This is a genomic window from Enterovibrio qingdaonensis (genome assembly GCF_028683135.1).
GTDB classification, from domain to species: domain Bacteria; phylum Pseudomonadota; class Gammaproteobacteria; order Enterobacterales; family Vibrionaceae; genus Enterovibrio; species Enterovibrio qingdaonensis.
In genome coordinates, this window is record NZ_JAJUBB010000001.1 from 107,797 (window position 1) to 127,145 (window position 19,349).

Here is a 19,349-nt window from a genome sequence, read left to right on the forward strand (position 1 = left end):
TTACTCGGGACGACCCGACTAGATCAAGAGCTAACGATGTTTAAAAAAATTCTGATCGCCAACCGCGGAGCGATAGCGTGTAGAATCATTCGCACCTTGGATGAAATGGGAATCGACAGTGTGGCGGTTTACCACCAAGATGATGCATCAAGCCTGCATGTCAGAAACGCCACCGAAGCCTATTGCTTAGGCAATGGCAGCGCGTCGGACACTTACCTGAATATCTCGACGATCCTCAACATTGCCAAAACGTCTGGCGCAGAAGCGATTCATCCCGGCTATGGCTTTTTGAGTGAAAACCCGGACTTTGTCGCCGCTTGTGAAGAAGCTGGCGTGGTGTTTCTTGGCCCCACCTCCGAACAGATGAACATGTTCGGCCTGAAACATACCGCGAGGGAATTGGCGGAAAACGCAAATGTTCCGTTGCTACCTGGTACTGGGTTGCTAGATACCCTTGAAGATGCGCAGTGCGAAGCGGCCAGCATGGGTTATCCCGTGATGTTGAAAAGCACCGCAGGCGGCGGTGGCATCGGGATGCGTTTATGTGAGAACAGCGACGAATTGGCCGACGCATTCGATGCAGTCAAGCGATTGGGCGAGAACAACTTCAGCCACAGTGGATTGTTCCTTGAAAAATTCATCACGTGCGCACGACACATCGAAGTGCAAGTTGTTGGCGACGGTGCCGGCAATGTACTGACACTCGGCGAGCGAGATTGCTCCGCGCAACGTCGAAACCAAAAAGTGATGGAGGAAACGCCAGCACCCAACTTAGATGAAATCACACGTTCAGCATTACAAGACACGGCACAAAGACTGGCGGCATCGGTGAATTACCGCAGTGCGGGCACGGTTGAATTTATCCTCGATGAAACTACCCAGCAGTTTTACTTTCTTGAAGTAAATACCCGTCTGCAAGTCGAACATGGCGTGACGGAAATGTTGTTCGATGTCGATATTGTGCGCCTGATGATTGAGATTGGCTGTGATGAATTTGAAGAAAGCTGGGTCACAGCAAGAATGTCAACGCCATTCGGCCACGCTATTCAGTTTCGCCTGTACGCAGAAGATCCAAACAAATCCTTTTTGCCCTCGACGGGCTTGATCAACCAGTTTGCCTTACCTGATAACGTTGTTATGAACAGACCCGAACAACGTGAAGACGGCACAATAGTGCGTGTTGATGGTTGGATTGAATCTGGCGTTGAGGTAAGTCCGTATTTTGACCCCATGCTCGCCAAACTGATGGTACATGCCGGCACGCGAGAAGATGCCTTGGCAGGGTTAACGGAATTAACACGTGAAACGCGGCTGTATGGCATTGAAAGCAACATTGCGTATCTTTCTCAACTGGCTCAGGAAGATATTGTCACCAACGGGGAGATCCTGACATCAAGCCTCAATCAGTTTGATTACCAGCCTCTGACATTTGATGTGCTCGCCGCAGGGACACAAACCACGATTCAAGACATACCGGGAAGAGAAGGCTATTGGCACGTTGGGATTCCACCTTCCGGCCCCATGGACAGTCTAAGTTTCCGTTTGGGAAACCAATTGCTGGACAATAACGCTTCTTGTGCGGGGCTGGAAATCATCGCCAATGGGCCCTCGTTAAGATTCAACACTGCTGTCAATATCGTTGTGGCAGGCGCAGAAATACCAATTACTATCAACGGAGAAACGGCTTCCTTAAATATGGAACTCTCCATAGAAAAAGGGGATGTACTAGAACTCGGTGCAGTAACAGGCGAAGGCGCACGTGCGTATGTATTGTTTAAGGGCGGCTTAGATTGCCCTAAGTATCTCGGTAGCCGCTCAACCTTTACTTTGGGGAAATTTGGCGGTCACTCAGGGCGAGCCCTGATGGGCGGCGACGTCATTCACTTGCTCAACCCGGAACATACAGCACCCAGTGGAAATGAACGAAGCATGGAGCCTGTCGACTTCGCCGCAAGTAAAACACTGCGTGTGATTTACGGCCCACACGGTGCGCCTGATTTTTTCACAAACCAAGATATCGACGCTTTCTTTGAGGCCGAATGGGAAGTTCACTTTAACTCAAGCCGCACAGGGGTACGTTTGATCGGGCCAAAACCCGATTGGGCGAGAGCTGACGGTGGTGAAGCGGGATTACACCCTTCGAACATTCACGATAACGCCTACGCGGTTGGAACCGTTGACTTCACGGGCGATATGCCTGTTATTTTGGGGCCAGACGGCCCAAGTCTTGGCGGGTTTGTTTGCCCTGCGACGGTAATAAAAGCCGATCTTTGGAAGCTGGGACAATTAAAACCTGGCGACAAAATACGATTCCAGCCAGTTACCTTTGTGGATGCTGAAGAAGCAGAGTGCCATCAAATTCTTTCTGTCGGCCAATGTCTGGCCAGTGAACTGCACTTGGATTCAGCTCCACTCAGTTCGCCCATACTCAAAACCATCGACAAGGAACGCTATGGCGAGCAGGTGGTTTATCGCCCAAGCGGTGAAGATTACCTCTTAGTGGAATACGGGCCGCAAGCCCTGGATATTCGCGTGCGTTTCCGCGTTCACGCCCTGATGCTTGCGCTAGAAAAAATGTGTATACCTGCGATCAAAGAATTGACGCCCGGTATCCGTTCCCTTCAAGTCCATTACGACAACTTGCGTTGCAGCGTCAGCGAATTGATCGCGATACTTGAGATCGCAGAAGGTGAGATTGGTGATATATCGTCGCTCAGTGTTCCGTCTCGCATCATACATTTACCGCTGTCGTGGAACGACCCATCTATTCAAAAAGCGATGAAAAAGTACGATGACGTTGTCCGCAAAAATGCGCCGTGGAACCCCGATAATATCGAGTTCATCCGCAGAATAAATGGGTTAAACAGCATTGAGCAAGTCAAAGAGATTGTTTTTAATGCCAATTACTTAGTGATGGGACTTGGCGATGTGTATCTTGGTGCGCCCGTCGCAACACCGATGGATCCTCGCCACCGTTTAGTGACCACCAAATACAACCCCGCAAGAACATGGACACCTGAAAATGCCGTTGGCATTGGCGGAGCTTACATGTGCGTTTACGGCATGGAAGGGCCGGGCGGTTATCAACTGATGGGGCGAACCCTGCAAATGTGGAATCGCTACCGAGAAAACAACACCTTCACCCAACCTTGGTTGCTTCGCTTTTTCGACCAAATCCGTTTCTATCCTGTATCGCCTGAAGAACTGACGAAAATCCGACAAGACTTCCCACTGGGCAAGTTTGACGTTCGGATTGAAGAAACCACCTTCAGTCTTGCTGGCTACGAAGCTCTGTTGGAGAAAGAAGCAGATGCCATTGCCGCGTTTAAGCAGCAGCAACAACACGCCTTTGATGCTGAACGTCAACGCTGGGAAGAAAGTGGCGACGCCAATTTCGTTTCTATTTCAGACATAAAGGAAGAAACCGAAGATCAGCTGCTAGACCAGGGCCAGTTTGTCGTTCCAAGCCAATTAGCTGGCAATGTCTGGCGTGTGTTGGTCAACGAGGGCGACACAATTGAAGCGGGACAGCCTATTCTCATCGTAGAGTCGATGAAAATGGAAATTGAAGTGACAGCGTCACAAAGAGGGCGCGTCGTTAGGTTGTCAAAACAAGAAGGCGAACAAGTTCAGGCAGGGCAACCACTGCTTGTGATGGAGCAGATTTAAATGGAATTCACCTCAATCAACGCACTACTCGATGCCTACAAACAAAAACTGATTACGCCTGAGGAATACTTGAATCTGGCGTGGCGTAAAGCGAAAGCTGACGCGCATAACTGCTGGATAAGCGTGGTAAGTGAAGCACAATTAGACGGTTATATTAAGCGGCTTAACAGTGTTAACCCCAAATTTTTACCACTATACGGCGTACCATTTGCCGTTAAAGACAACATTGATTTAGCTGGATTACCGACGACCGCAGCGTGTGAGCCATTTTCCTACACGCCAGGTCAATCAGCATTCGTTGTTCAAGCCCTTATAGAAGCAGGTGCAGTGCCTCTGGGAAAAACAAACCTCGACCAATTTGCGACAGGTTTGAACGGAACACGAAGCCCTTATGGCGCGTGCAAAAACAGCATCGATCCCACGTATATCTCTGGTGGTTCAAGCTCTGGCAGTGCGGTTGCTGTCGCACTGAATCAGGCAATGTTTGCACTGGGAACCGATACGGCAGGATCGGGGCGAGTGCCCGCGGCGTTCAATCAGCTTGTTGGCTTAAAAGCCAGTATTGGACGCCTAAGTTGTCGTGGCGTAGTACCAGCTTGTCGCTCGCTCGATTGCGTCACTTTGCTGGCCAATTCAGTTGAAGACATTCAGTATTTGCTGCCCATCGCCGGTCAATATGATCCGCAAGATGCGTATGCCAGAGACTTTGCCGAGGCAGAAATTGAGCCAGAGTACATGGCGAGTCTGCCGAGAATTGGGGTCCCTAACCAATCGCTGTTGTCTTTTTTTGGTAATGACGACTTCGAAGCGCGGTTTGATGCTGCCAAAAAGCAATGCCAAAACCTCGGTGCAGAGCTTGTTGAGTTAGACTTTAAACACTTCCTCGACGCAGCAAAACTGCTGTATGACGGCCCTTGGGTAGCTGAGCGTTACGCTGCAATTCAAACGTTTTTTGATGAACACGAATCCCAATGTGAATCGTCCATTCAAGCGATTGTCAGTAGTGCGAGAAGCTTGTCTGCTGTTGATGCATTTGAAGCGCAGTATGAGCTTAAAGCTCTGAAACAAAAAGCGGATTCCATTCTGAGTAAGGTCGATGCCATTCTGATCCCAACGGCAGGGACTATCTATACGATTGCCGAGATGCGAGATAATCCGATTGAGCTAAACACAAACCTTGGCTATTACACTAACTTCATGAATCTATTAGATTATGTGGCCATAGCCATTCCTGCGGATGAACGAGGCAAAGGCATGCCATTTGGCATTACTTTGTTTGGTGATAAGGGTTCGGAGCGAAAACTGTTGGCTCTGGCAGACGCTTATGAAAGCGAGCGAGCCTTTGATGTGATTGAGCCAGTACCAGAATCGATGCTGATCGCGGTGTGTGGTGCACACATGAAAGACTTGCCATTGAATCATCAATTAACTGACAGACAAGCCAGCTTTGTCGCGCAACGACAAAGTGCAGCCAATTACCGATTGTTTGCGTTAGCTGGAGAAGGCCCGAAACGACCAGGCATGGTCAAGGTAACGGAAGGCGGCGTGAGTATCGCAATGGAGTTATGGGAAATGCCGATAGCTCGCTTAGGGGATTTTCTGGCAAACATCCCAAGTCCACTAGGACTCGGCAAAGTCGAACTTGATGATGGCACGCAAGTCACTGGATTTATCTGCGAGCAAGCAGGAACGGTTGGTGCCGTCGACATTTCCGAGTACGGAAGTTGGCGCACGTATCAACGCCGTGAACCGTAAGTAAATTTGGTCGGGAGTCAAAGAATCAGATTCCCGCACCAAAACCCAATAATTCCCAGAGGACGAAGAAGCTGGCAGGAAACCACGTTTCGTGGCTGTTTCTTAATAAGCTGGTAATTATCTATTTTATGGTAAATAGATAATTACGTTTAATAGACTGAATTATTTGAAGAAAGAGGGTCATTACAGTAGAGAGTCACATTTCACGTAGCGGCATATCTCATTTAACATAATATACATAAAGCGTAGTTAAGGTGTTAGAACTCTTTAGTAGTGTCATATCTGAGCCCATTAGAAATGTCATGTTCAGCTAGGCTTTGGATCTTCTCCACAGCGGAGTTTTGAACATGCTGCTGACTATGACAGATAAAGAACTGCACCGAATTCGGATGATCGAAAATGTCATTGACCGACGCCTATCTGGAACGCAAGCCGCACGACGCTTAGGTATTACTGCAAGACATCTATACCGTCTGGTGAGTCGCTACAAAACTGATGGAGCTGAGTCTCTATTGTCTGAACGCAGAGGAAAACCCAGTAACAGATCTTATCCAGATGAACTACGTTCACAAGTTATCGCCGTCATTCGTGAGCACTATTATGATTTTGGACCGAAGTTGGTCTCGGAAAAGCTTTCACATCTTCATGCAATTCACCTTGCCGTCGAGACCCTTCGCCGTTGGATGACGGCTGCCGGTATTTGGGTTCCTCACTCGCAACGCAAGCCCAGAATTTATCAACCACGTCAGCGTAGAGACTGTCTAGGTGAACTCATTCAAATTGACGGCTCTCATCATGATTGGTTTGAAGGCAGAAGCCCAAAGTGTTGCCTTTTGGTCTTTATTGACGATGCCACGGGTAAACTAATGCACCTACACTTTAGTGAGACTGAATCTACCTTTGACTATTTAGCAGCAACTCGACGCTACATTGAACTACACGGCAGGCCTGTCGCTTTCTATAGTGATCGCCACACCATTTTCCATGTCAGCAAGCGTGATGCACATACCGACCGAATTACACAATATGGACGAGCTCTACAAGAGCTCAACATAGAACTCATTTGTGCAAATTCGAGCCAAGCAAAAGGACGTGTTGAACGTGCAAACAAAACCCTTCAGGACAGACTGATCAAGGAAATGCGTCTGGAAAAGATCAATACGATTGAGGAAGCGAACGGATGGCTGCCCTACTTCATCGCTGACTTTAACGACCGCTTTGCCAAGGTGCCTAAATTTCCGAAAGATTTGCACAGGCCTTTCGTTGGTGATGCTTGTGATATGGATGATACCTTTGCTTGGCACGACACGCGTGTGCTATCGAAGTCCTTGACCTTCCAATATGACAAAGTGTTGTATTTGGTAGAACCAACCGAAGAGAATAGCCGCCTGGCCGGCGAAACAGTCAAGGTGCTTGACTACCCAGACGGACGCATCGCTGTTATGTACGGCGATCGATCACTCGATTGTCAGGTATTTGACAAGCTGGCAGAAGTAGATCAAGGGCAAATTGTAGAGAACAAACGTCTTGGAGCGGTCCTGTCATTTGCTCAACAGAAACAAGATGAAATGGATCGTGCTGACCAGCGCTCACGGAGCAAGAAAATGCCGAAGCGACGAGCACAAATACGGGCTCTTGGACGAAACCCGGCTTTAGATTAAGGGAAATCACATCCCAATTGCTGCCGTCTACTATCCAATACCTTTCACCTACTCGTATCCCAAACAGTGACATTTCTAATGAGCAGGAAATAGGACTTCTTAAAAGAGGTTTGACATAAGGGTTGGGTTTTAACATCCATCGAGATGGCCTGATTTACGCTAACCCTTGTGTCTCTATGCTTTGCCGTGGCTTTCTAAGTTGGTGCTCCCACAGTGCTGTTTGTGTGCTGTGGGAATTTATCGCGTTCACCGATTGTATCGCGCGGAGATTTTAAATGTCGAATGCTGCTTTATGGCTGCGGTCCAAAGTACGCCATGATCTCTGCTGTCGTCATTTCTTTGGTTTCGTTGCTGAAGCAGTAATAACTTGGTCGTGCATCACTGAAGTACTGCATGTCCATTTCCAAGCCTGGTAAGTCTGCAAATAAACCTACTGGCATGTTGTACTCGCCGGTCGCTTTGAATTTGTAGAACAAATGCGTGCCGCATTGGCTACAGAATCCACGAGACGCCCAGCTTGATGATTCGCACATGGTGATCTTTTCTTCACCTTCAATCTGAACCTTGGTTCCGCACTTCACCGCAAAATACGGCGCGCCGCCCCAAGCACGGCATGACTGACAATGGCAAACGGTAAACTTTGGATTGATGTCTTCTGCGGTAATCTTTACCTGCCCACACAGGCAGCTTGTCTTTGAATGCGCCACGTTTAATTCCCTAGATTGAAGTAATGGTCACTACTTCAGAACTTAGCATACATAACTGTATATATATACAGTTATGTGTTTGGGGTGTGATTCGAGTGACTTCTTTTAGCCTGTTCCACGATTTAAAGGGATGTGACGGCGTCATTGAAAACCGCCTGTTCAGCCTGGCAATAAACGTATGTCACTGGGCTATGGATACCAAGCAGAGAAAAATTGAAATAATTTGGCGCGACCCTGTCAGTATTTGGATAATATATTCAATATAAACAGTATGTTATGATTCCCCCCTCAACGATAAGAAAGGAAAAGCATGAAAATTAGAATGATCCTATTGAATGGCAAAAGTGTACGAATCTTGGAGGGGTATAATGATAGTGTTGTTGTTAATACTCAAGATGTGCATTTGGCATTAGGGCTACCTTTGGAAATCATGGAATTACCGTGCTCTGATTTTACGGAAGTCATGCGTTTAGCGTTACCTCTTAATTTGATAGAGAGCGTATTTGATGCTTTCGAAGGAGTTAATATCAATCACTCTGTAGGTGCCTTATTTCCAAAGACAGACTTTGATTGGAGCAATTTGAGTTAAACACAGCCCTTGCCAACGCGAGCTTTCAATAAACTAACTCCTATGCAGGTCGATAATGAAAAAAGCTCGGTGTAGACCGAGCTTTCATTTTTGATGATTTAGTGCTCACTGGCATTTTTCATTTCAAGCCGCCGGAGAAGTTGGTGATGTTCGCTCAACGCACATCGACTTTCAGTGCGATGACTGTCAGCACGAACGACAGCAAACCCGTTGCAGCCGATGCGCCAATGATAGCGAGTAAAACCTTGTCCTCGTCATGCACATACCAGATCTCCCTACCCTAAATCTCCTTTTATTCTGCAACTTTACATTCCAATACTGCTCAGTGACATGCGTCGCAGCGCGGGCGTACACTCCAACTGTCTCAAAAATAAAAACAAATACTGATACAAATGGAGTTTCTTATGAAAACTAAATACTGCGCTATTGCCCTGATCCTGGGTTCTTCACTGCTTAATCCTGCTTTTGCTGCAACGAACACTCAAACTACGGCAACCGTACAGGCAACATCGTCCGTTTCTAATGTATTGAACGCAAACGCTGCGATGGATGACCAAAACGTTGTGCTGACTGGCTACATCGTTGATTCTCTTGGCAATGAAATGTACACCTTCAAAGATTCAACAGGCATGATTACCGTTGAAATCGATGATGAGGATATGGCGGCGATCGACGTAGATGCCACCACGCAAGTTGTGCTTGTGGGTGAAGTCGATGTTGAGCCTAACGCGAATACGATTGCGGTAGATAACATTCTTCTTGCGAATAATCCAAATGATTAAGAAGGCTCTAATTGCGCTACCAGCATTGGTAATGTCTACAGCTGTTATGGCGCAACCCTATGTATCTCTTGGTTATGGATACAACGCGTTGTCTCATGACAATTCAGTTGCATTCAGTGATGGAACCTCCCTCACGCCAGATAGCTCTGACAGCATTTGGTCTGGAAGCGTAGGCTATCGCTTTGACAATGACTTTGGCCTTGAACTTGGCTATCGCCAATTTAATGCCGACGCGTCGCGCAGCAAGGTTGTCAGCGTTGTTCAAAATACACAAACGGAAGACGAATGGAGTGCTGATTTGAAAGCAAAACAATTCGTTGTGATGCCTGTGTACTTCCACGATGTGAATGACAAATTGCGTCTAAAAGGCGGGTTGGGCCTAACGTATACCAAATACAAAACCACGGGTTCGGTATCTCGAGAAACAGAAAATGAAGTGACTGATACGGAGTCTTCTGTCTCTCACCCAAGCATTTCGGTGTCCAACGGATATAAAACCGAAAACAGTGTGGGCCTAGCCCTGAACGTGGGCACGGAGTATGAGGTTTATAATGGACTCTACCTCGGAGCTAACGCTGGGTTCACGTTTGATGACGTGGCTAACAATACTCAGTTGCTAGGTACTGTCGCTTACTATTTCTAATATTAATGACCCGCTCGCAGCGGGTCATTTTTCTGGTCACTTGTTCCCTCTCCTTCGTACCCCAACCCACTTATCCCTATGTTTTGTAAGTAAACCAACTGACTTTTATGTTTGTTTAATTAGGCATTTTAAAGTATGAGCTTTCGCACATAAGCGTAGGCAATTTGTACAATGCTTTGCTGCATTAAAGAGAATCCATCGAAAAGATGGGTGTCGTAAGGCCGTTTCCAGTCAAAAAATGCAGCAACTTTCGATATTCTCGCACCGTGCTCTCTATTCAGGCGTATGCCTAAAGATATTTGAAACCAAGGTTAGTTTCGATGCAGTTGTCGGTGAGGACACCATTTAACCATTTCAATTGATAAGGGACTAAACCAATGAAAGCTAGCAACCTTTGCCTTATTACACTGGCGATGACGGCGTCGTTTGGCGTATTGGCGAAAGACGCACAGATCGCCGTTTCAGACAAGGTGATCTCAGAGCAACGTGAAGAGTTGGCGGAAAATACTGAGGGCGAAGGATTCGGCCCGCAATCTCCGCGTGATATCGACTCAGTCGGTGGAAATAACGCAGTGGTATTCAGTGCTGCGCCGTCTTACACCGAAATGAACCTGTGTAATATCCATTTCCATAAAAACGCGGAACATAAAGGTGGCGAGTTTACGACATACGCGGGCAACGGCGATGGCGAAGGTTATCAAACTGGTTATAAGTACTCTGGAACGTTAACCGATGCCGAATTGATGCCAACAAGCGGGAAGATTTGCCCAAGCAAACATGGTGGTCTGATGCCTGGTGACACCATTGAGGTGCATTATGTTCACTCAACTGCTCAGGTTTCCCCAGGCCCGACACTTGGTGCCTGTCTGAACGATGCCAATAAGAACCCGCAACTGCGTGTCGAAACTCAGGTGTACGTATTGGTGAATGACAAAAATGCGTATGACTTTGAAACACTGACTGAACATGAAGTGCAAGACGGCGTGCACCAAGCCGTGAGCATTCCTGTGAATACAGGGAAACCGATTCAGTATGCAGGCTCTACAACTGGCCCAAGTTATAACGAAGCGGGCTCGCCGTTTCAGGTTACGTGGAGCGTTCGCCCTAAAGTGGCCAAGGTAAATATTGAGACTGTCGGGGAATGGTGTGAAGGCAATGCGTTTGATGAAGACCATGCGCATGGCGTACGAAACCTTGTCGTGAACAAGGATCTTTTGTCTGAAATAGCTCGCTGATAGCTTATCGCATATAGGGCGCATCGAAGGTCTTCTGCGCCCTATTCTTCCTCAACTCTCTCCTTACTAAACTCCGCTACGTCTTCTCGCTTTCGTTCCTGACTAACGTCATCACGGTATGGGCACTCACAAAGTGGTCTAACTTATGTGTTTGAATCCACCACGTGGCCGCTTCCATCAAAAGCTCTGGATCGTCGTTCTTGTTGGCAAAAAATGCATAGAAAGAGACGTTAACCTTATCGCCTTTGGTGTCGATTTTCTTTTGGCAGACGTCTAAGACTTTTTTGCGCAGTGACGCTCTCATTTTGCTGTTTCCTTAATAACTCCTTTTGTACTGTATATAAACACAGTTACCCATAAAAACGCCACTTATCCTTTATGATCGAGGTTGGCTTTCTGCAAATTGACGTTTCATAGCCTTGTAATTTCAACGCGTTTTGGCAAAGGTACGTGTACTAATAAACAAAAATAATGGATTGCTATGTCAGGTATTGTCGATTTGGATGCGCTTTTACGAACAATGAAACCAGAATTAGAGTCGTATGAAGTGGTATTCTGTACTGTAGAAGGAAAATTAAAGGATTACATCGAACTAGCCCCGCTAGCGACGTTTCAAGAAGCCGAGGGTTTAACGCTGGTATTAAGCAAGGCGATGGCTGACAGCGCAAAACTGCCTTATGACGGTGTGTTTAAAAAAATCACCTTAACCGTTCATTCAAGCTTAGAGGCCGTTGGGCTGACGGCGGCTGTGTCTACCAAGCTTGCAGAAAGAGGCATAAGTGCAAATGTGATTGCGGCGTTTTACCATGATCATGTCTTTGTGCCTGCAGATAAGGCGGAAATGGCACTTTCTGCATTGTTGGATTTTGAAAAGCGTCAGCTGCACTGATCATCGGCGTAAATCTTCCAGAATTCCTTTCTTAGAGTGATGAACCTCTTATTCTTCAAGAGGTTCTTGCTAAACACCCTTTCCATTTCATTGCATAGCGCAACTCACGAAGTCTCTTAGTTGAGCACTACATTGTCGAAATGTAATATTCCCATGTTACCACGTTGTTAAATTACTGCGGTTATATAGCTATCACAGTGCGCGAGAAGAACTCTGGCGCGCCTCAACCTAACGAAAAGGAAGCATGATGGCTAAAGTACTGATGATTACCGGTGATTTTGTTGAAGATTATGAAAACATGGTGCCTTACCAAGCACTGATCGCAATGGGTCATGAAGTTCACGCCGTATGCCCTGATAAAGTCGCAGGCGATACGATTTCAACCTCGGTGCATGACTTTGAAGGCGATCAAACATATACCGAGAAGCGTGGCCATAACTTTGCATTGAATGCGAATTTTAACGATGTGCAGGAAACGGAATATGACGCTTTGTACATTCCAGGTGGTCGTTCGCCAGAATATCTAAGATTAAACAAGGATGTGGTTCGATTGGTAAGAGCGTTTTTTGAATCAAACAAGCCTGTTGCGTCAATTTGCCATGGGATCCAGTTACTTACAGCGTCAGGCGTTGTTGAAGGTCGTAAGCTAACCGCTTACCCAGCGTGTAAACCCGAGATTGACCTTGCGCGCGGTGAATACGCTGAAATCGCGCTTGATGATGCCATTACGGACGGAAACTTGGTGACAGCCCCCGCATGGCCTGCTCACCCCGAAATGCTAAAACAGTTCGTCGCCCTTTTTTAGGATTGGCTGAGAAAACGGATAATCAAAAGGAGGTTGGCATGTGCCAAGTATTTATCGGTGCGGATGAGAAATTATGGGAAAGCCACACTCGCTCATTACGCATAGATGGCGTTGTCACCTCTATTCGTCTTGAGCAATTTTACTGGAACACCCTTCAAGAGATTGCACACCGCGACCAAATTGCCTTAAACAAGATGATCACCAATCTGTATTTTGAGTCACTGGAAGCAAATCACGATGTCAGCAATTTCACATCCTTTCTACGCGTATGTTGCAGTCGGTATCTGTCACTTATCGCCGACGGTGTGCTTATCAGGGGCGATGACAAACCCTTGCGTCAACTGGATGCTGAGCCGATTTTGAAAGAGGAAAATGCGCGCAGAGATGAACGTTTACGGCGTTTCAGCTAACTCATTAGCTGTTCGCAGCCACGTAATAACCGTTGATCACGATATCATTATCGGTTTGCCTTGGTTTAACACCACGAAGTATTCGCCTCTCATAAATACACCCAGTACTTTTTTACTGCTGATATTCTCCCATGCCCCGTCATCGTCTGAATGACAGTATCCATCGATAAAAACTAACTTAACGTACTGTTCGTATGTCAGTACCTCTCTGTTTACAAAGCCTCCAAAGGGGTAATAAACCAAGCTCCCGTCTTTAAGGTAAGCCGGGATTAGATGGCCCTTTGTTTGTGTCGCTTCATGACGAAGCACAATGGCTTTGTAGTTATGTCGGTATCGAATTGCTGGCATTTTAAATAACACTGTTTATATATACAGTATTATTGTGCATGATTCTGACAAACGATCAAGTACGGGGTGTAGATGTCTAATCCAGTACGAGTTCTAAATCAACAAAGCTCCTTGTTTTACATAAGCTTGATAAGATTTCTTTTCTGACTTCAACCAAGTCATCACTCTTATGCTTAAACACGTCTGCCGTAAAACAGATGATAATGAGATAGCTACTCCCTACTTTCATTGCCAGCAATTCTTCGCACTCAATCTCTCGCGCATCAAGGAGCTGCCTGATTGTGGTGTCAATCTCGCGTTGTTCCTCTTCATCTTTTAGGCTTCCTCCCATTAGCTCATGGAAGGCGCACCGGATAAGATCTGCGGGTTGTGGCAGCATCACTATCCCCATAAGCACAACGACAATGGCATCCCCGATGTAGTGTAAGAACCCTGCCGGGCCATGAATATCGACAAACTCAATCGCAATCAATGCGACCCCAATCGCGGCAGACAGTACACCATCAACTAGCGAGGATTTTGTCTCGGCCTCAAGTAACATGCTGTTGTTCTGTACTTTTTTATTTTCACTGTGGTAATAAAAAGCTAACCCGAGACAGATAACGACCATGGCGATTGTATATATCATGATGGGACCAATCACGAGTTGAGGCGTTGGTTCCCCATCTATATAACCAACGATTTTGCCAACATTGGTAGTGATAGACGACAACAAGACACCAAGGATCATGATGCCCTTGAACAAGGTGTACATGGACTCGCCGGCAAACTTCCCGAACGGGAAATCATCCGTCACTAAGGCTTTTACTCTCGTTAGCCGCAGCGCAACGATCGATGAGAGAAACAGAATAAACGACAGGTTTCCGTCGAGTAACAAGGCTTCGGAGCCTGACAGGTAATAAGTGACCCAACCAGAAAAGGCCATAACAAGGTTGGCGAAAATGCTTACTTTAAGTGCTCTTTCCTCGGTGACAATCAATGGAATGTCTTTCATTAGACGCTCTTCCTTCAACTAAACGCGCGGTTTGCTCACGATCAGTTGTAGTTGGTGAAAATCGTCTTGTCCGTCTGGGAATTGAGCCTAAGAGGCTGTTTGTTGAAAACTAAAAGACAGGCTCAGGCCTGTCTGGGTTGGATATTGTACAGTAGTGGCACGTTATTCTAGACGAGTGAGCTGATTTTCAAGTGTCGGACTTTTTATGGCACAGGATCATGATCATGTCTTCATGCATCTCTGATTCACCGTGTTTGTTTACTGTATAGCTGAGCTCAACATCCAGTTCCTTGGCGACTTTTTTGTAGTATTTAGGGATGTGAGAGAGGATGTAGTCAGAACATTCACGGTGTTTGTTGTGTATGAAGTTCTCGATGAGACCTTCTGGATCATAGGTGACGTCACTGCCAGACACGCACTGGTTGCAAAGTTCTTTGCTGTTGTCTTCTAGAAAGCGTATGTAGCGGTTTTCAATGAGGTATTTATCGAGGAGAGACAACCGTATACAGCCGAGCACGATGCGTGTGGCCCTTTTGGGTTTCTGCTCTGCACTGTTCTTGAGTGTAGAGAGAATACGGTCTTCTAAATAAGGTCTGTACTTTTTGTTTTTGAAGAAATCTTCTTCGACTCGATTAAAGAACTTCTCGTACTTTTTCTTTCGAATCCAGTCAGACAGAATCCATTTCATAACTCTTAACTACCATGTAAAGCGACGCCAAAAAACTACCACTTTTCAATAAAAACAGGAGCAGTTTTTGAACATTTTTGCGTCACGGGCTGCGTTTTTGGGCAAGCAAACGTAATAATACGGAATAACCCGAGTTAACTTAGGTGATAAATATCAATACATTAGTCCACTAACACTCATACCTTGACGATGAAAAGATGCTCAATTGCGATCTCCCTCGCTACGCATGTCAGTTTTTTCCGATTTAATATCTATCTACATCAAAATGCAACCGTTTCTTCATCCTGTGAGGAGGATAAGTGGCGACATTTACGCTAGGAAGAAAAACGCTCGTCAACAGAGATTCAATTGAATACGAGTGGGTCAGACAACTTGTGGATGAGGGCGAAGCAGAAAGCGATGTAATTAGCGCGATACAACGGTGTTTTGGCGGTGACGCTGAAACTGCCACTCTCTTCCTTAAGGTTGCGATTGGCCAAAAATCGCCTGGATGTCTCCTTACCCATTTGAGCTTGCAAGATTGGGCTTCTTGCCATCTTCATGCATCGTTGCCTGAAACGACGAGCTAAAAAAAGCGGCCTATGACAGTCCGCTTTCTTTGTATTCGAATTGAAGACGAGCGGTTACTGCTTGAAAATCTCCATAACCATAGGCACGACTTTCACCCAAACAAGTGCACCGATGGCAACCCAAACAGCCAGCCAAAATAAACGGCCAAGCCAAGTATTTCTCGTATGGTGTCTAGATGGATCAGGCTCTCCGCACCCTGGGCATGCCAGAGCACGTTTAGAAACTTGTTTTTCGCATACCGGGCAAGCGATTAGTGGCATGTTAGCGTTTTCCTTATCGTTGTTTTGTTTTTCATAGTATTACGTAAATCTCAGCGACTCTAGCTAAACACCAGAAACTTATAAAACGATCAAACAACTAAGAAAATGTCAGCCTGAATTACACTCAGTTTTCCCGATCGTTTGACTACATAGACATGGATGAACGTTGTGATGTCACAATGTGTCGATGGATTAAGTGGTTGTGTTTAATCCTGTTTGTAATGTTATTTAATTAAGCGACATTAAAGTTATAGTGCGTTATATAGTTCTTTAAAAGGTGAAGATATCCCCTTCTTCACCTTCCTATATTCTATACATAACCCTTAATCACCGAAGTCATGTTCATCTACGTGGAAAATATCGACAGGATCAACCCATTCGACATGTCCGCACTCTACACACGTACATTCAGTATGGTCGCTAAAATTACCACTGGATGGTGGGACGGTCAGTGCTTGCAACGCAGGATCGTGATGCTGCTGCTCTCTCACTTCATGGCCGGTTTCTTTTTTGCAGCTTTCGCAATGCCACATATGTACACTCATAGTGCTACTCCTTGGAAAATACTCCTCTAAAGCGGTGAGTGTAATTTCATATCGATTTCATTTTGTGAAGCATTTATGAGACAAACTACATTTAGTGGTTTTGTTTCTCAGTAATAGTCTTTTGCCAAATGGGCAGTAACCATAAGGCGTGCTTTTCACGCGCATTAAACCATTTAATTTCGTCACGATAGTGCTTATGTGTCAGCGTTTTAATTGAAAGGAATACTCGAATATGTTCAAACAAGGAAGTCTTTTTAAATCGTTACCAAATGCCCAAAATAACGAAGTTTTTGATGATTTAATCAAACACCCTTCCGTACGAATAGAGAGAATTGTGTCTCATGGCCAGTGTTCACCGGATGAAGGTTGGTACGATCAAGATGAGCACGAGTGGGTTATCGTGTTGCAAGGAGAAGCGGAGATTACGTTTGAGAATGAACAAGTCATTCAACTAAAGCATGGCGACCATTTGAACATCCCTGCACACACTAAACATAAAGTAAGCTGGACAAAACCAGAGACCAATACTGTTTGGCTTGCGGTTTTCTACCCCGCTGAAGTCAGCTAGTGTTGTTTGTCCGAACACGTCCCTTTAAGTTGCGATTTGGGGCAAAGTGAATCACCAAATGCACAGAACACGCAGCAGACGCCCTCGGGTACCATCATGACCTCATTGCAGCTCTCGCATTTAAAATGCTGGGCTCTGGAATCTATAGGCATCAACTCAACCTTCGCGTGCCCGCAGTGAGGACACTTAAGCTCGGACTTTAAAACTACCTTCATTGCCGACTCTACTTTAGGGAATGACTTATGTAAGCGTGGAACGAGAATGCGTTACTCGCCAGCAAACTTCCCATTACTCTTGAGAATCCATGACGAAAAAAAGCCCCGCATTTGCAGGGCCTTGTATTTATCCGGCTTGTAGGTTGCCGTAAAGGGTTTGATAAAGTCCCGCTTCTTTCACCAAATCGGAATGGTTACCACATTGTGCGACCTTTCCGTCTTCCAGTACGTAAATCAAATCCGCTTGCTTAACGGCTGACAAACGGTGCGCAACGATAAGTGTCGTACGACCTTGCAGGAAGTTATTTAGTGCTTCGTGCAATGCTGCTTCTGTCGCCGTATCCAATGCTGAAGTGGCCTCATCGAGAATCACAAGCTTAGGATTAGTCAGAATCATACGGGCAATCGCTAAACGCTGACGCTGACCGCCAGAGAGTTTCAAGCCTTGGCGGCCCAATTGGGATTCCAGCCCATTTTCTAGCTTATCAACGACATCACTGAGTTGCGCGATTTCCAACGATTTCCATAATTGCTCGTCAGTGAAATCATCACGATTTAACGTCAGGTTTGCACGCAGGGTGTCGTTAAAAATCACGGGTTGCTGGAGAACCACCGCGGTATGCTGACGCAATGTTTCATAGCCGATTTCTTCGACCGGTTGGCCATCAATCAAGATGTCACCTTCCGACTTGCGATATAGGCCAAGTAGCAGTTGAATCAGTGTCGACTTACCGCCGCCCGATGCACCAACAAGCGCGACTCGTTTACCAGCAGGAATCGACAAAGACAAACCGTTAAGGACTGTTTTCTCGCTGTCGTATGCAAAGTCGATGTTGCGACAATCTACGCCAAAGGTGTCACGGTCAATCAATGGGTCGCTGGTTGATTCGCTCTTTGGCTCTTCATCAAGAGCCAAAAGGCTGTTTAGGCGTTTCATTGCAGCTGACGCGCTAAACCACGCATATTGGATGCCCAATAGTTCTTGAATTGGACTCAGCATAAACCACAAGTAACCGAACACAGCGAAGATTTGGCCGATTGTTAAGTCGCTGAATAGTACCATCAACATTGCTGCCGCACGGAACAATTCAAAACCAAGTAAGAACATCAGGAAAGACACACGCCCTGCTGCTTCTGATTGCCATGCGTATTTGTCTGCATCATGACGGATAGCTTCAGCGTCGGTTTTCAGCACGTCCAAATAGGCGCGTTCACGGTTCGCTGCTCGCAGTTGATAGATGCCATCAAGGGTTTCTACTAAGCGTTGCTGGAAGCGTTCGAATGACTGATTTTCCGCGCGTTTAAGATGCTTGACGCGTTGACCCATTTTACGAGATAGGAAAATTACGATTGGGTTAACGAGCAGAATAAACAACCCCAATCCCCAATCCAGCCACAGCAAGATAATTGCCGTGCCGAACACGGTCAAAACACCCACCACAAAGCGACTCAAGCTGTTCCCTAAAAAGGAGTCTATCGTTTCAATATCAGTGACCAGATGAGAACTGATGCCACCGCTGCCGCGCTCTTCAAACTCTTTCATGTTCACGCGGCCAAGCTTATCGAGAAGTTGCTGGCGGATGTAGCAAGTGATCGACTTTGACACCAAGGTGAACTGGCGACTTTGCCAAATGTTCAACGCTTGGCTCGCAATGCGCATAACAATCACCATCAGCAGCACCAATACGATATAGCTGGCTGGCTGTTGGAGAGATTCAGGCAAGAAGTTATTGAAGAATGCGATGCCTTTATCCGGTTTGTTCAGTAGCACTTCATCTACCATTAAAGGCATCAAAAGTGGAATCGGCACGCTGATCAGCGTTGCACAAATGGCGATAAGGTTGGCAGCAATCAAACGCTTCTTCTGCTTTTTCGCCTGTTCTATCAGCCATCTCGTCGATAGCGTTGTTAAAGCACCATTACTCACTGTGTCTTCGTCTCTTTTCATTTCTTATTTATATCTATTTGAGTGTATACCCAAGTGAAGCAGGGTTGAACGCTTAATGTACAACACGC

At 46.2% G+C, this 19,349-nt stretch carries 21 protein-coding genes; 12 read left to right on the forward strand and 9 right to left on the reverse strand.

Annotation, left to right across the window (positions count from 1 at the left end; all coding sequences use genetic code 11):
• The first annotated feature begins 36 nt into the window (after nt 1–36).
• The 3 genes from uca to LRP49_RS00565 all read left to right on the forward strand — a co-directional run bounded on the left by uca (nt 37) and on the right by LRP49_RS00565 (nt 7,085).
• Entirely contained in the window at nt 37–3,669 is a 3,633-nt protein-coding gene (gene uca, locus LRP49_RS00555) for an urea carboxylase (RefSeq protein ID WP_274139472.1), read from the forward strand.
• Nucleotides 3,670–5,424, forward strand: a complete 1,755-nt coding sequence (gene atzF / locus LRP49_RS00560; RefSeq protein WP_274139473.1) for an allophanate hydrolase — start codon at nt 3,670–3,672, stop codon at nt 5,422–5,424.
• A 359-nt stretch (nt 5,425–5,783) separates the two neighbouring features.
• Nucleotides 5,784–7,085 carry an ISNCY family transposase gene (locus LRP49_RS00565; protein ID WP_274140077.1) on the forward strand — a complete coding sequence of 434 codons (1,302 nt, stop codon included), beginning with the start codon at nt 5,784–5,786 and terminating at the stop codon, nt 7,083–7,085.
• A gap of 290 nt (nt 7,086–7,375) precedes the next feature.
• Here the strand turns inward: LRP49_RS00565 and LRP49_RS00570 are convergent, their stop codons facing one another.
• Complete coding sequence (locus tag LRP49_RS00570; RefSeq protein ID WP_274139474.1) at nt 7,376–7,792, reverse strand: GFA family protein; 417 nt, start codon at nt 7,790–7,792, stop codon at nt 7,376–7,378.
• A gap of 310 nt (nt 7,793–8,102) precedes the next feature.
• Between LRP49_RS00570 and LRP49_RS00575 the strand changes: the two genes are divergently transcribed.
• The 4 genes from LRP49_RS00575 (at nt 8,103) to LRP49_RS00590 (ending at nt 11,041) form a co-directional block, all read left to right on the forward strand.
• The gene (locus tag LRP49_RS00575) at nt 8,103–8,381 is read left to right on the forward strand and encodes a hypothetical protein (RefSeq protein ID WP_274139475.1); all 279 of its coding nucleotides are present in this window, start codon (nt 8,103–8,105) and stop codon (nt 8,379–8,381) included.
• A 404-nt stretch (nt 8,382–8,785) separates the two neighbouring features.
• A complete protein-coding gene (locus LRP49_RS00580; protein ID WP_274139476.1) occupies nt 8,786–9,163 on the forward strand; it encodes a NirD/YgiW/YdeI family stress tolerance protein in 378 nt (125 codons plus the stop codon).
• Complete coding sequence (locus LRP49_RS00585; RefSeq protein ID WP_274139477.1) at nt 9,156–9,806, forward strand: AcfA family outer membrane beta-barrel protein; 651 nt, start codon at nt 9,156–9,158, stop codon at nt 9,804–9,806. The genes LRP49_RS00580 and LRP49_RS00585 overlap by 8 nt, the downstream gene beginning before the upstream one ends.
• A 413-nt stretch (nt 9,807–10,219) precedes the next feature.
• The gene (locus LRP49_RS00590; protein WP_274140078.1) at nt 10,220–11,041 is read left to right on the forward strand and encodes a delta-class carbonic anhydrase; all 822 of its coding nucleotides are present in this window, start codon (nt 10,220–10,222) and stop codon (nt 11,039–11,041) included.
• A 76-nt stretch (nt 11,042–11,117) separates the two neighbouring features.
• Here LRP49_RS00590 and LRP49_RS00595 read toward each other — a convergent pair whose 3' ends face one another.
• Entirely contained in the window at nt 11,118–11,345 is a 228-nt protein-coding gene (locus LRP49_RS00595; RefSeq protein ID WP_274139478.1) for a DUF6500 family protein, read from the reverse strand.
• Nucleotides 11,346–11,522: 177 nt separating this feature from the next.
• On the opposite strand from LRP49_RS00595, the gene LRP49_RS00600 reads away from it, so the two are divergent.
• From LRP49_RS00600 to LRP49_RS00610, 3 genes are all read left to right on the forward strand, one after another.
• Entirely contained in the window at nt 11,523–11,930 is a 408-nt protein-coding gene (locus LRP49_RS00600; RefSeq protein ID WP_274139479.1) for an ACT domain-containing protein, read from the forward strand.
• Nucleotides 11,931–12,177: 247 nt separating this feature from the next.
• Nucleotides 12,178–12,735, forward strand: a complete 558-nt coding sequence (locus LRP49_RS00605) for a DJ-1/PfpI family protein (protein WP_274139480.1) — start codon at nt 12,178–12,180, stop codon at nt 12,733–12,735.
• A 38-nt stretch (nt 12,736–12,773) separates the two neighbouring features.
• Nucleotides 12,774–13,145, forward strand: coding sequence for a ribbon-helix-helix domain-containing protein (locus tag LRP49_RS00610; protein WP_274139481.1), 372 nt, complete (start codon nt 12,774–12,776; stop codon nt 13,143–13,145).
• Between the two features lie 36 nt (nt 13,146–13,181).
• Here the strand turns inward: LRP49_RS00610 and LRP49_RS00615 are convergent, their stop codons facing one another.
• The 3 genes from LRP49_RS00615 to LRP49_RS00625 all read right to left on the reverse strand — a co-directional run bounded on the left by LRP49_RS00615 (nt 13,182) and on the right by LRP49_RS00625 (nt 15,175).
• The gene (locus tag LRP49_RS00615) at nt 13,182–13,493 is read right to left on the reverse strand and encodes a hypothetical protein (RefSeq protein WP_274139482.1); all 312 of its coding nucleotides are present in this window, start codon (nt 13,491–13,493) and stop codon (nt 13,182–13,184) included.
• 76 nt (nt 13,494–13,569) lie between these two features.
• Complete coding sequence (locus tag LRP49_RS00620; protein WP_274139483.1) at nt 13,570–14,487, reverse strand: cation transporter; 918 nt, start codon at nt 14,485–14,487, stop codon at nt 13,570–13,572.
• Nucleotides 14,488–14,674: 187 nt separating this feature from the next.
• Nucleotides 14,675–15,175 (reverse strand): hypothetical protein, encoded by a 501-nt coding sequence (locus tag LRP49_RS00625; RefSeq protein ID WP_274139484.1) that lies wholly within the window; start codon nt 15,173–15,175, stop codon nt 14,675–14,677.
• A gap of 299 nt (nt 15,176–15,474) precedes the next feature.
• On the opposite strand from LRP49_RS00625, the gene LRP49_RS00630 reads away from it, so the two are divergent.
• Complete coding sequence (locus tag LRP49_RS00630; protein WP_274139485.1) at nt 15,475–15,744, forward strand: hypothetical protein; 270 nt, start codon at nt 15,475–15,477, stop codon at nt 15,742–15,744.
• Nucleotides 15,745–15,798: 54 nt separating this feature from the next.
• Here LRP49_RS00630 and LRP49_RS00635 read toward each other — a convergent pair whose 3' ends face one another.
• Together LRP49_RS00635 and LRP49_RS00640 are read right to left on the reverse strand one after the other, a co-directional pair.
• A complete protein-coding gene (locus LRP49_RS00635) occupies nt 15,799–16,005 on the reverse strand; it encodes a hypothetical protein (protein ID WP_274139486.1) in 207 nt (68 codons plus the stop codon).
• A 323-nt stretch (nt 16,006–16,328) separates the two neighbouring features.
• Nucleotides 16,329–16,550, reverse strand: coding sequence for a hypothetical protein (locus LRP49_RS00640; RefSeq protein WP_274139487.1), 222 nt, complete (start codon nt 16,548–16,550; stop codon nt 16,329–16,331).
• Between the two features lie 232 nt (nt 16,551–16,782).
• Here LRP49_RS00640 and LRP49_RS00645 point away from each other — a divergent pair, with 232 nt between their 5' ends.
• Entirely contained in the window at nt 16,783–17,118 is a 336-nt protein-coding gene (locus LRP49_RS00645; RefSeq protein WP_274139488.1) for a cupin domain-containing protein, read from the forward strand.
• Here the strand turns inward: LRP49_RS00645 and LRP49_RS00650 are convergent.
• On the reverse strand, nt 17,115–17,333 hold the full coding sequence (locus tag LRP49_RS00650; protein WP_274139489.1) for a GDCCVxC domain-containing (seleno)protein: 219 nt from the start codon (nt 17,331–17,333) through the stop codon (nt 17,115–17,117). The two genes, LRP49_RS00645 and LRP49_RS00650, sit on opposite strands and share 4 nt — an antisense overlap.
• Before the next feature lie 127 nt (nt 17,334–17,460).
• Nucleotides 17,461–19,260: an ABC transporter ATP-binding protein gene (locus tag LRP49_RS00655; RefSeq protein WP_274140079.1), complete on the reverse strand. Its 1,800-nt coding sequence runs from the start codon at nt 19,258–19,260 to the stop codon at nt 17,461–17,463.
• Nucleotides 19,261–19,349: the final 89 nt, after the last annotated feature.